10 protein-coding genes and 1 pseudogene are annotated in these 12,699 nt (G+C 63.8%); 4 read left to right on the top strand and 7 right to left on the bottom strand.

Going from position 1 to position 12,699, the window contains the following annotated elements:
• The 3 genes from LDZ23_RS27900 to coxB are packed head-to-tail and all read right to left on the bottom strand — an operon-like array spanning position 1 to position 3,571.
• Positions 1-615 (bottom strand): cytochrome c oxidase subunit 3, encoded by a 615-nt coding sequence (locus LDZ23_RS27900; RefSeq protein WP_008345952.1) that lies wholly within the window; start codon positions 613-615, stop codon positions 1-3.
• A complete protein-coding gene (ctaD, locus tag LDZ23_RS27895; RefSeq protein WP_008345951.1) occupies positions 612-2,597 on the bottom strand; it encodes a cytochrome c oxidase subunit I in 1,986 nt (661 codons plus the stop codon). Before ctaD ends, LDZ23_RS27900 begins: the two co-directional genes overlap by 4 nt.
• Positions 2,594-3,571, bottom strand: a complete 978-nt coding sequence (coxB, locus tag LDZ23_RS27890; RefSeq protein ID WP_008345950.1) for a cytochrome c oxidase subunit II — start codon at positions 3,569-3,571, stop codon at positions 2,594-2,596. The genes ctaD and coxB overlap by 4 nt, the downstream gene beginning before the upstream one ends.
• A 608-nt stretch (positions 3,572-4,179) precedes the next feature.
• On the opposite strand from coxB, the gene LDZ23_RS27885 reads away from it, so the two are divergent.
• Positions 4,180-5,433, top strand: coding sequence for a hypothetical protein (locus tag LDZ23_RS27885; protein ID WP_235366302.1), 1,254 nt, complete (start codon positions 4,180-4,182; stop codon positions 5,431-5,433).
• A 3-nt stretch (positions 5,434-5,436) separates the two neighbouring features.
• Here the strand turns inward: LDZ23_RS27885 and LDZ23_RS27880 are convergent, their stop codons facing one another.
• A complete protein-coding gene (locus LDZ23_RS27880) occupies positions 5,437-6,021 on the bottom strand; it encodes a ParB-like protein (RefSeq protein ID WP_008345947.1) in 585 nt (194 codons plus the stop codon).
• A 155-nt stretch (positions 6,022-6,176) separates the two neighbouring features.
• Between LDZ23_RS27880 and LDZ23_RS27875 the strand changes: the two genes are divergently transcribed.
• From LDZ23_RS27875 to LDZ23_RS27865, 3 genes are read left to right on the top strand one after another with little or no spacing between them, the layout of a single operon-like run.
• The gene (locus LDZ23_RS27875; protein ID WP_034470047.1) at positions 6,177-7,385 is read left to right on the top strand and encodes a zinc-dependent alcohol dehydrogenase; all 1,209 of its coding nucleotides are present in this window, start codon (positions 6,177-6,179) and stop codon (positions 7,383-7,385) included.
• The gene (locus LDZ23_RS27870; RefSeq protein ID WP_008345945.1) at positions 7,352-8,278 is read left to right on the top strand and encodes an alpha/beta fold hydrolase; all 927 of its coding nucleotides are present in this window, start codon (positions 7,352-7,354) and stop codon (positions 8,276-8,278) included. Before LDZ23_RS27875 ends, LDZ23_RS27870 begins: the two co-directional genes overlap by 34 nt.
• Positions 8,275-9,666, top strand: coding sequence for a hypothetical protein (locus LDZ23_RS27865; protein ID WP_008345944.1), 1,392 nt, complete (start codon positions 8,275-8,277; stop codon positions 9,664-9,666). Before LDZ23_RS27870 ends, LDZ23_RS27865 begins: the two co-directional genes overlap by 4 nt.
• Positions 9,667-9,687: 21 nt before the next feature.
• On the opposite strand, the gene LDZ23_RS27860 is transcribed toward LDZ23_RS27865, so the two are convergent.
• From LDZ23_RS27860 to LDZ23_RS27850, 3 genes and pseudogenes are all read right to left on the bottom strand, one after another.
• Positions 9,688-10,680, bottom strand: a complete 993-nt coding sequence (locus LDZ23_RS27860) for an SDR family oxidoreductase (RefSeq protein WP_244808309.1) — start codon at positions 10,678-10,680, stop codon at positions 9,688-9,690.
• Positions 10,677-10,811: pseudogene (locus tag LDZ23_RS27855) on the bottom strand (hypothetical protein); the annotation flags it as partial. The gene LDZ23_RS27860 and the pseudogene LDZ23_RS27855, both read right to left, overlap by 4 nt.
• Before the next feature lie 9 nt (positions 10,812-10,820).
• Complete coding sequence (locus LDZ23_RS27850; protein WP_008345941.1) at positions 10,821-12,617, bottom strand: thiamine pyrophosphate-requiring protein; 1,797 nt, start codon at positions 12,615-12,617, stop codon at positions 10,821-10,823.
• Between the last annotated feature and the right edge of the window lie 82 nt (positions 12,618-12,699).

Raw genomic sequence — 12,699 nt, 5'->3', positions numbered from 1 at the left:
TCATTTCGCCAGCACGTAGGGCGACAGATACAGCGTCGCGAAGATGAAGAGCCATACGACATCGACGAAATGCCAATACAAGCCGCCGATGGTCAGCGCCGCCGAACGCGCCCGGTCGAAGTAGCCGAGCGCGGTCCATAGCAGCAGGAACGCGAGCACGACGAGGCCGACGAGCACATGCATCATGTGAAAGCCGGTGATCGTGAAGTAGAGCGAGCCGTAGAGATGCGTCGTCAGGCCGTAGGGATGATCGGCCCATTCCTTGAGTTGTATGCCGACGAAGATCGCCCCGAGCGCAAGCGCGATAGCGAGCATCAGCACGCCCATGCCGCGTTTTCCGCGCCGCACGAAGCGCTCGCTTGCCCATACGAACACGCTGCTCGACAACAAAATGCAGGTGTTCGCAATGCCGAGGCCGAGCTTCGGCATGCCTTCGGGCGGCCAGTGTTGTGTCGTCTGCGAAGCGAGATACAGATACGAGAAGATCAGATAGCCGAAGAGCGCCGCTTCGGTCGCGACGAGCGTGAGACATCCCCACCATCCGCCCGAGCGTTCGCCCGGACTGCCGATGGGCAGACGCGCGCGTTCGGGCAACGCTTCCGCGAAATCGCTCATGGTGTCGCTCCGGTTTCGTGCGGCTCGGGCGTATCGTCGCGCTGGCCGAGTTCGCGGCGCGGCCACAACCATACGACGATGGCCGCGCCGCATCCGATCAACCCGAGCGCCGCGAGCCACCATGCGGTCAATGCGAGGCCCGAGAAGAACACCAGCGACGCGACGCCGAGCCAGAAAGGCGCATACGAGTCTTCCGGCATCTTGAGAATGACGTCGGGATCGCCGTCGAGCGCGGTGGTGCCGAGCGCCTCGCGTCCCTTGTCGAGGATGTAGCCTTCGTCGAGCCGCGAACGCATCTTGCCGGAAATGCGTTCCTCCCATAGCGGATGACGGCTCGCGATGCGCGGCGCGATCGCGAAGTTATACGGCGGCGGCGGCGATGAAGTCGCCCATTCGAGCGTGGGCGCATCCCAGGGGTTATCGCCCGCAACGGGACCGCGCCGCAGGCTGTACACGAAGTCCCACATGAAGATCAGCACGCCGAACGCGAACAGGAACGCGCCGATCGACGTAATCATGTTGACCGTGTTCCAGCCCATGTCGGGCGCGTACGTATAGATGCGTCGCGGCATGCCGAGCAAGCCCGCGATGTGCATCGGAAAGAACGCGATATTGAAGCCCGTGAACAGAATCCAGAAGCCGATGCGCCCGATCCTCTCGCTCATCATGCGCCCGGTGAATTTCGGGAACCAGAAGTAGATGCCGCCGATAACGGGAAACACGTTGATGCCGAGCAGCACGTAATGCAGATGCGCGACGACGAAATAGGTATCCGTGAGTTGCCAGTCGAAAGGCACCGCTGCGGTGAGCACGCCCGACAATCCGCCGATCACGAAGAGAAACACGAAGCCCGCGAAATACAGAAAAGGCACGCGAAACACGGGACGTCCCGTCCATATCGTCGCGATCCATGCGAACGTCGCGACCGCGCTCGGTATCGCGATCACCATGCTCGCCGCGCCGAAGAACGACAGCGCGAGCGCGGGAATGCCCGTCGCGAACATGTGATGGATCCATACGACGAAGCCGATGACCATCGTCGCGACAGTCGACAGCGCGACCGGCAGATAGCCGACCAGCGGCCTGCGGCAGAAGACCGGGAGCGCATCGGAGACGATGCCCATCGCGGGCAGCACCACGGCATACACCCACGGATGCGCGAAGATCCAGAAGAGATGCTGCCAGAGCAGCGCGCGGCCGCCGTTGACGACGTCGAAGAAATGCGTGCCGATGCGCCGGTCGAGCCACAACAGAAAGAACGCGAGACTCACCGATGGCACTGCAAGCAGGTTGCCGCCCGATGCGGTGAGCGTGCCCCACACGAGCACCGGCACGCGATCGAGCGACATGCCCGGCGCGCGCATGCGCAGGAACGTGACCACGAAGTTCATCGAGCCGACTGTCGTCGAGATGCCGAGCAGCACCATGCCGAGCGCATAGACATCGATGTTGGGACCGGTGTTGTAAGTGAGACCGGCAAGCGGCGCATAGTTGAACCAGCCGGCGTTGGGCGCTTCGCCGAACGGAAAGCTCGCATACAGAAAGAGTCCGGCGAAAAGAAAGATCCAGTACGACAGCGCATTCAGGCGCGGAAACGCCATGTCGCGCGCGCCGAGTATCAGCGGCCACAGATAGTTGGAGAAGCCGGAGAGCACGGGCAACGCGTAAAGGAAGATCATCGTCACGCCGTGCATCGTGAAGAGCTGGTTGTATTGCTCGGGCGTGAGCAGCGTCGAGTCCGGGCGCGCAAGCTGCACGCGCATGATGAGCGCCTCGATGCCGCCCGCGATCAGAAACGCAAACGCGGTGAGGAGATAGCGCAAGCCGATGCTTTTATGATCGACGGTCGAAAGCCAGCCGCGCCATCCCGGTGGCGTTTCCCATGTCTCGCGCAGCTTGCGTTCTTCGGCGCTGCCGGGTTCGATGCGGCCGATCGCGAGCGTGCGTTGCAGCGGCGGCGGGGACGTGGCGTGTTCGGTCATTGCAGTGTCCGAAGATAAGCGGAGAGCGCGGCGGCTTCGGCCGCTGTGAGCGCGATCGATGGCATCAGCGAATCCGGTTTGATGCGCTGTGCATGGCGTATCCAGTCGAGTTGATTCGATTCGGTGTTCGGCAACGTGCCGGCGGCGATGAGCCTGCGCGAATTCAGATGCGTGAGATCGGGCGCTTGCGTGCCGTTCGCATCGCTGCCGCGCACGGCGTGACAGCCCGCGCAGCGATCGAGAAAGAGTCGCTGCCCGGCGCTCGCGGTGGCGTCGGCGGCATGCGGGCGCGCTTGCGCCGCGTACCACGCATCGAATTGGGCACGCGGTTCCGCGATCACTTCGAAGGCCATATGCGCGTGTTGCGCGCCGCAAAACTGCGAGCATTGCCCGCGATACACGCCCGCGCGATCCGCCTGAATCCATTGCTCGTTGACGACACCCGGTATCGTCTGAGTCTTGCCCGCGAGACGCGGCACCCAGAACGCATGAATGACATCGGCGCTGCGCAATTCGATTTTCACAGGCTCGCCGACCGGTATGTGAATCTCGTTGGCCGTGGTCACGCCCGCATAGTCGATCTTCCACCACCAGTCGTAGGCCGTGACCGCGATGGTCAGCGCGGGCTCCTTTCTCGGCGACGCGACCGATTCGAGCGTCACCAGCACATAGGCGAGCGCGACGAAAAGCGCGACCGACGAGATGCCCGTGCCGATCCAGACCCAGCGCATGCCGCCGCCTTCGCCCTGCACGTGCGATGCATCGCGCTTCGTGGGCGGCGGACGCTTGCGGATGATCGCGCCGACGAGCAATACGCTCACGATCAGCGCGACGGCGACGGCCAGTGCCGCGAGCGCCCAGCCGAGACGCATCGTCGGCGTGGCGGCGGGACCGTCGGCGTGGAGGAAGTAATTGAGCGGCGCGTCGGCGCGCGCGCTCGCGTGACAAACGAATGCGGCGAGAAAAGCGATCATGGCGCGGGTGCTCCGGCTGGCACAATGGATCGCTTTGTGCGTAGCAGGCATCCGCATGTATCTCCTTGAAAGATTGGCTCGCAGTGAGGTTCCGGCACGCCAGACGGGCGCGCGGGGCTTCGTTCCCCGAGCAATCCACGATCCCAACGATAGCCTTACGGCGCAACGCATGTAATGCGCTTTATTTCGCGAAGCGTTTTCATCAGTCCAATGGATCTTATCGATTCGATAAGTATTCTTCGCCGATTCACTCGCAATGCTTGAATAAGCGCGCACCGACGTTATGATGTACTAACGTATTTGCGACATGCATGTCCATGCATGTTCGTGTCTTTCGATGGTTTCCGATTCTCCTTCGCGCGCTCGATTGAAACGCAGCCCGAAGGCCCTTTGTTGCGTCCGGCGATTGCCACGCTCGCGCCATCGCGTTTGCGCGCATCGGTCAGTGGGGCGTCGTCTTATCTCTCGTATCGAAGCGGGGCCGCGTTCGTCATTCGTCGAACGCGGCTGTGCCTGTTCGCGCTCGCATTTCGCCGCGCGACGCGGGCGTTTCAATTCCGGCAATGAACCGGCCGCTCGATATTCATTTTGAATATTCCGAACGCGCCATGAAAGCCATTACTTTCATTCGATCCGTTGCTCATATCTTCAAATCGCGGCGCATTATTTCAGCGGGGCGGCTTTCGATATGGCCGGGTTTCGCGATCGCGCTTCTGTTGGCCGCATGCGGCGGCGGTGGCGGCGGTGAAACTGGCGGCGCGAGCACGACCGGTGGCGCGCAATCGAGTCCTTCGGGTGCATCGAGTCCCATAGCGGCGTCGAGCCCTTCGGACGGCGGAGCGTCGGCGCCTGCGGTTGCATCGGCGCCAGCGGTTGCATCGGCGCCGTCGGCGGCGAGCAGCCCCGGCGGCACGAGCAGCACCGCAAAGCCTGTGATTGCGCCTGCGGGCAGCGTGTTTTATGGCATGAACGGTCATGCCAACTGGGTCGGTCCATATCAGACGTCGACGCCGGAGCAACAAGCCGCGCAACTGAAAGACCTCAACATGACGATGTACCGCAACGACATTTCCAACGTAACCGGCGCGAAAAATCTCGCGAAGTTCGCGAAGATCATGGCGCAATCCGGCGTGATGGTTTATCCGGTGATCCTGCAAGACCTCAACTTCGCCGATGAGAATTCGGCTTATCAGGCGAGCTTCACGCTCGCTCAGCAAATCGTCAGCGTGCAGCAATATGCCTATTACGAAGTCACCAACGAACTTGCACCGACATGTCTCGTCGGTGCGGTCGACGGCGTGAATCCGGCCGATTACCACAACGATTGTTATCGGATCGCGCGCGGCGTGATCCGCGGGTTGATCGCGGGCATCAAGTCGGTGGATGCTGTCGGCAAGATCATCATCGGCGGCAATACGTGGATGCACCTCGGCCTCGATACGATGCTCGCCAACGGCACGCAACCCGACGGCACGAGCGGACATCCCATCGTGACGTGGGACATCACCGCGTGGCACTGGTACTCGGAGCAGGGCGATATCACGCACGCATGCGGAATCCGCTGCTACAACGTAGTCGGCACGCTGCTGTCGTTCGGCAAGCCGATCTGGATCAACGAAGTGGGCATGCGTCCGGACTTTCCCGGCACCGTCGATCAGGCGGCCACTTACATGGCCAACGACATGATGGGCAGGCTTCTCGCAATCGCGCCGCAATACAACATTCAGTCGATACAGGTCTACGAGCTTTACGACGATCCGCCCACCGGTCAGGGCCCTTACGGCATCATGCTCAACGACGGCGTGACGAAGAAACCCGTCTATACCGCGCTCAAGAATTTCATTGCGGCGAATCCGCGTTGAAGATCATCCGATGAAACCGGGAAGGCCGAGAGCCGCGTCGCTGCGGGCCAGACCGGCGGCGCGTTCGAGCAGCGCGTCGAATTGCGCATCGGCGCGCGGTCGCGGGAAGTGCGCGCGAAAGAAGTCCGCCCAGCGAAAATCGGCAAGCGGCACGTCGGTTTTTTCGTAGCCGCCCGCGCTGCGCACGAAGGCCGCAAGGCTGCGAAAATCGTCGTCGATGGCGTCCCGCATATGCACCGGCATGTCCTTGAAAGCGATGCGGCCGCCGTCCGCGTCGTAGGGATGCACCCACGCCTCGTTCTCCATCGTCAGCCAGAACGCCGCGCGCGATAACGACGACAAGTCCCGCACCAGCACGAACGGCACGTCCTGCACGCCGATGCGGGCCAGCGCGCAAGCCACATGATGATGGTCGATGACATACGGCTCGCCTCCCGGCCCGAGCACGACGGCAATCGGCTTCGCGGCTATCGACATTGCCAGTTCATGTGCGCGCAGCGCGCGATATTCCTCGGCTTTGCGGCGGACCTGCCGTTCTCCGTGCGTCGCCTGCGTCGGATGCAGATCGTCGATGCGCAGCGTATTCATGGCGCATTCCTCGATGTGTGTCGAACATGCGGGCAAGCGCCGTACCCGGTCTGGACCCGCTGTTGCTTCTCGCTGAAACGAAAGTCCCTAATGCGGTGCGCGGGCGCATCCATTGCTGAAATCGCACACGGACCCGGCCATTCAAGGAGTGTGCAATGAAAGCGGTTGTGTTTCATGGAATAGGCGATATATCGCTCGATAACGTGCCCGACCCTTCGATTCGTCACGATCAGGACGCGATCGTGCGCCTGACCGCGAGCGCGATCTGCGGCACCGATCTGCACATGGTGCGCGGCACGCTGCCAGGGATGGTGCCGGGCACGATACTCGGCCACGAGGGCGTCGGCGTGATCGAGCAGGTCGGTCGCGGCGTGCGCAACCTGAAGCCGGGAGACCGCGTGCTGATTCCATCGACGATTTCGTGTGGCTGCTGTTCGTATTGCCGCACGGGCTACACGGCGCAGTGCGACTCGGCGAATCCCAATGGCGCGGCGGCAGGCACGGCGTTCTTTGGCGGACCGAAGTCGACGGGGCCGATCGACGGATTGCAGGCCGAATACGCGCGCACGCCGCTAGCCCATGCGAGCCTCATCAAATTGCCGGAGAATATCGACGACGAACGCGCGATCCTGCTGTCCGATATCTTTCCGACGGGCTTTTTCGGGGCGCAACTTGCCGAGGTGCGTGACGGCGATACCGTCGCGGTGTTCGGCGCGGGACCGGTCGGCCAGTTCGCCGTGGCGAGTGCGTTCATGCTCGGCGCGGGACGCGTGATCGTCGTGGATCGCCTGACGGATCGTCTCGCGATGGCGCGCGCGCAAGGCGCGGAAGCGGTGAACTTCGACGAGGAGGATCCCGTCGCAACGATTCTCGCGTTGACGGGCGGCATCGGCGTGGATCGTGTGATCGATGCCGTGGGCGTCGATGCAGTGCACGCGCAGGGCGGGCCGGCTGCATCGCAGGATGCCGTCAAGCAGGGCGAAGCGGAAAGCAGGACCGTCACGGCGCAGCGCAACGAACACGACGGCAACTGGATTCCCGGCGATGCGCCCACGCAGGCGCTCGACTGGGGCGTGGCTGCATTGGCGAAGGCGGGCACGCTCGGCGTGATCGGCGTGTATCCGCCGAACGACCGCTTCTTTCCGCTCGGTGTGGCGATGAACAAGAATCTCACCATCAAGATGGGCAACTGCAATCATCGCGCGGTGACGCCCGGACTCGTCGAGCGCGTGAGGAACGGATCGTTCGATCCGCTGCGCGTGCTGTCGACACGCGAGCCGATGATGAACGTCATCGACGCATACAAGGCATTCGATCAAAGGCAACCGGGATGGATCAAGGTCGCGCTCGATCCCGCCGCGTGACGGCCGCGCGGCCATCATGGCGCATCGTCGCGGGCGTCGGCGCGTGCGCGTTCGTGGCCTGGGCGGCGATCGAATGGACGCGCCTCAAGCGCACGCCCGCACTTTCCGATGAAAGCGCCCGCAAGGGCATAACGGCGCGCTACACGCAGGCCGGACCGTATCGCATGTTCTCGCGTCACGCGGCATGCGAAGGTGGCCACGCGAAGCGCCTGCCCGTGGTGCTCGTGCATGGTCTCGTGATATCGAGCCGCTACATGGAGCCGCTCGCGCTCGCGTTGCGCAGCGACTTCGACGTGTACGCGCCCGATCTGCCCGGCTTCGGCGAAAGCAAACTGCGCGGCGGCGCGCTGTCGGTGCCCGAACTCGCCGATGCGTTGCGCCTCTGGCTCGGCGCGCGCGGCATCGAGCGGGCGATGTTCATCGGCAATTCCTTCGGCTGCCAGATTCTCGCGGATTTCGCCGCGCGCTATCCCGAGTCGGTCGACCGGCTCGTGCTGCAAGGACCGACCGTCGATCGCGATGCGCGCTCGCTCTTCACGCAAGTTTGTCGCGACTGGCGCAATGGACGGCTCGAACAGGCGAGATCGTCGGCGCCGATCGGGCGCATCGATTATGCGAAAGCGGGCGTGGTGCGCGCGCTCGCGACGATGCGCGAACTCATGCGCGATCGCATCGAGCGCAAGCTGTCGCGCATTGTTGCGCCGACGCTCGTCGTCGCCGGATCGCGCGATCCCGTCGCGCCGCTCGCGTGGGCGAGCGAAGTCGCGGCGCGCGTGCCGAACGGCGCGTTGCTGGCGATAGACGGCGGCACGCACACGCTCAACTATGTCTATCCGCATAGCTTCGCGCTCGCGATCCGCGCGTTTCTTCTCCAGGGCGGCGCATCGAGATGACGAAGCCACCGCGCGGCATTGCCCGCTTCGATTCGGCCGCGGGCATGGTGCAGGCGCTCGCCGCGTGTCTGCATGGCGAACGCTTCAGCAGCCCGAGCCAGTCGCCGCTGCTCGATAGCCTGATGCCGCCGATCAACCTGCTGCCGAAGCGCGCCCGCGAATGGGTGTACACCGTGGGCGGCATGTCGGAGGGCATCACGGCGCGGCAGGCGCGGCGTCTCGATGTGGAAGGCATCGGCGAATGGATCGCGGGGCTTTACCCGCAGCGCACCTACGATGCCGCGTTCATCGGTTCGTCGAATGGCGCGCTCATGCACGTTGCGGCGGCGCTCGGCGTGCCCTGGCTGCCGCAGACGTTTCTGTGCCCGGTGCGCGCGCCCTTCAGCGATCCCGACGATGCGCAAAGCGGCTTCGATGACGGCCTCGCCGCCGTCGATGCGTTGCTTCGCGCCGATCCGCGCATCGCGATTCATCATATGCAGGATCCGAATCAGGACCGGCTGATGCTCTCCGCGATGAGCTACTTCCGGTTGAAGCTGCGCGCGCTGCCGCTGGCGTATCGCGAGTTTCTGCTGCGCAGTCTTGCGCCGGACGCGACGCTTCATATCGTCCGATGCACGCGCGACTGGCCCGTTACGCGCACCGGCGACCGATCGTTCTATCAGTTCGGCGCGCTGGGCGGCGCGACCGAGCGCGAGTACTTCGAAGGCGGGCCGCGTGTCGCGCGCTATCTCGCGCGTTATGGCGTGAAGCGCACGCGATGGGACGCGCCCGCGCCGACCCTGCGCGCGCCCGAAGCCGAATGGGGCTATGACGTGGCGCTCACCGAATCCATCGTCGCGCTGGCGAAGCAGAAGAACTGGCGCGTCGTCGAATGGCGCTTCGAAGAGCCGGAAGCGTTCAGCTTCGCGACGGCCGAGTTGTATCGCGCGTGGTATCGCGAGATGGGGATCGAGTCCAAGCGGCTCGTCGTCGATTCATTCCTTCTGATGGACCCGTACACGACGCTGCGATTGCGCGCGATCCCATTCTGGCTCGTCTTCTGCACCGACCCTTCGGCAGAGACGCTGCGCCGCTTTCTCGAACGCGAGTCCTTCGACGAGATCGACATGATGCTGTTCTCGCATGGCACCGAAGGCGTCGGCGTGACGAGCATCGACGAATGGCGCGCGTTGACCGCCAAGGCGAAACGCGAAGGGCGCTTTCTCGGTGTCGATGCACGGCGTTATCCGCGCGACTTCGCGACCTTCGTGCGCTTCGATCGTGCGCTTGCCGAACTGAAGCCGCAATACGGCTTGCCGGAGCCAATGCCGCCCGCGTTCTTCGAAGACGCGCTGCGCAAGCATGGCGCGCGTCATGGCATCACCGCGCACGATCACAACGCATGAAGCGAATGCCGGTCATCGTCATTACGCGCGCCGACGCATCAAGCGCGCGATGATGGCGCCCAGCCCGAGCCCCGCGCAAAGCAGCAGGCCGCGATGCGTGTCCACCCAAAACGACGCGCTCGCGCGCTTCGCCTCGTCCGTGAAGCGCCCATGCACCCGATGCAGTTCAGTGACCGGTTGCGAGAGATTGCCCGGACGTTCGCCGCTGGAGAGAGCGGGGTCCTGCTGCGCGCGAAAGCCCGTGCGTCCGAGATAGACATCGAGCAAACCGGGGATGATTGCATTCGCAACTATCGCCTTGACCGACGACATGCCGACCCACAGCTCGCGCCGCCGATGCGTGGCCGCCCACCATATCGCGCGCGCTGCGACTTCGGGTTCGTAGATCGGCGCGACGGGACGCGGCGCGTGCGGCATCGCGCTCCTGGCCCAGTCGAATTGCGGCGTGTTGAGCGCGGGCATCTGCACCATCGTCAGATGGATGCGGCTCTTGGCATGATGCAACTCGCAACGCAGCGAATCGGTGAACCCGCGTATCGCGTGCTTCGCGCCGCAATAGGCCGATTGCAGCGGAATCGATCGATACGCGAGCGCCGAACCGACCTGCACGATGACGCCGCGATTGCGCGGCGTCATGCGTTTCAACGCGGCCATCGTGCCCCACACGAAGCCGAGATACGTGACGTCCGTGATGCGCCTGAAATCGCGTTCGGGCATATCGGCGAAGCGCGCGAACGAGGTCAGCATCGCGTTGTTGACCCATACGTCGATGGGACCGAGCTCTGCTGCGACGCGCGCGGCGGCACTGTCGAGCGCGCCGCTTTCGCTCACGTCGAGCGCGATGCTCAGCGCACGCACGCCGAGCGCGCGCACGTCGGCGGCGGCGTCTTCGAGCGCTTGCCGATCGCGCGCGATCATCGCGACGTCCACGCCGCGTCGGGCGAATTCGAGCGCCGTCGCGCGGCCCACGCCCGCGCTCGCTCCGGTGATGACCACGACCCGAGGCTTTCTCATCGCGATAACTCCCCGCGTGCGGCGAGCGCTTCGATTTTGTCCGCCGTGCAACGCGCGATCGCCTGAATGGTGAAAGAAGGATTCACGCCGCCGACGGTCGGATATGCCGAGCCGTCGTGAATCCTCAGATGCATGGACGATCACTTGTCCTTGTGGCCCGGCAGCACTGCGCCCAGCACTTGCTTCGCCGTATCGACGATCACATGGCTCTGGTTCGGATCGCCCTTCATGAGCGTGGTCGCGAAAGCCTTCGCCTGCGCGATCGTGATGTGCGGCGGCAGCGGCGGCACGTTCGGATCGGCCTTCACTTCGATCACGACGGGACGATCCGCCGCGAGCGCTTCGTCCCACACGGCGGCCATGCGCTCGGCATCGTCGACATAAAAGCCCTTCAGCCCGATCAATTCCGCGAACTTGTGATAAGGCACCGAAGGAATGTCCTGCGATGCCTCGAACTTCGGATCGCCTTCCATCACGCGCTGTTCCCACGTCACCTGATTCAAGTCTTCGTTGTTGAGCACCATGCAGATCCAGCGCGGATCCGACCATTGCTTCCAGTACTTCGCGACCGTGATGAGCTCGGCCATGTTGTTCATCTGCATCGCGCCATCGCCGACGAGCGCGATCACCGGACGCTCCGGATACGCGAATTTCGCCGCGATCGCGTAGGGCACGGCCGCGCCCATCGAGGCGAGGCCGCCCGAGAGCGAGCACTTCATGCCGCGCTTGACCTTGAGATCGCGCGCGTACCAGTTCGCGACCGAACCGGAATCGCTCGTGACGATGGCGTTCGCGGGCACGCGCGGCGACAGCTCCCAGATCGTGCGCTGCGGATTCACGCCGGCTTTCGCAGGCTCTATCGCGCGCTTTTCGAGTTTCTTCCACCAGTCGTCCATCCAGCCTTCGATGTCCTTACGCCACGCGCCATCCGTCTTCTGTTCCAGAAGCGGCAGCAACGCGCGCAAGGTCTCGGCACTGTCGCCGACGAGATTCACTTCCATCGGATAGCGGATCGAAAGCATGTCCGCCTTGAGGTCGATCTGCACGCCGCGCGCCTCGCCTTCCTTCGGCAGGAACTCGGCGTAGGGAAAGCCCGAGCCGATCATGAAGAGCGTGTCGCATTCGGTCATCAGCTTGTAGCTCGGCTCGGTGCCGAGCAGGCCGATCGATCCGGTGACGAAGGGCAGATCGTCCGGCAATGCGGCCTTGCCAAGCAGCGCCTTCGCGACGCCCGCGCCGAGTTTGTCCGCGACAGCGATGACTTCGTCCGTGGCTTCCAGCGCGCCCGCGCCGACGAGAATCGCGACCTTCTTGCCGGCGTTGAGCACATCGGCGGCGCGTTGCAGATCGTCGGCATAAGGCACCGTCTTCGGTGCGCGATAGCCCACGCCCGAATGCAGTGTGCCGTGCTTGCGGCCCGGCGGCTCGTATTCCAGATCCTGCAGATCGTTGGGCAGCACGAGCGCCGTCACCTTGCGCTCCGATAGCGCGATACGCACCGCGCGATCGACGAGATGACGAATCTGCGAGGGCACGCTCGCCTGTTGAACGAAGGCGCCGGCGACGTCCTTGAACATCGCGGGCAGATCGACTTCCTGCTGATAGTGTCCGCCCAATGCGGCGCGTGCCTGCTGCCCCGCAATGGCGAGAACGGGCATGTGATCGAGGCGCGCATCGTAGAGACCGGTGAGGAGATGCGCCGCGCCCGGACCGGATGTCGCGATGCATACGCCCAACTCGCCGGTGAACTTCGCATGTGCCGATGCCATGAACGCAGCCATCTCTTCATGACGCGCCTGAATGAATTCGATCTTGCCCTTCGCGCGACTGAGCGCGCCGAATACGCCGTTGATGCCGTCGCCGGGATAACCGTAAATGCGGCGCACGCCCCATGCATGCAGGCGATCGACCAGAAAATCGCCGACGGTAATAGCCATGATTGAAGTCTCCGGAAAACACGATCGAAAGAATGCGCCGCATTGCATGCACGCCTTGTTTGGCTTGCGCGCAATGGCCATG

This window comes from Caballeronia zhejiangensis (assembly GCF_022879815.1).
GTDB lineage: Bacteria > Pseudomonadota > Gammaproteobacteria > Burkholderiales > Burkholderiaceae > Caballeronia > Caballeronia zhejiangensis.
Note: the sequence above shows the minus strand (reverse complement) of the source record. Positions and strands in the feature narration are given on the sequence as shown.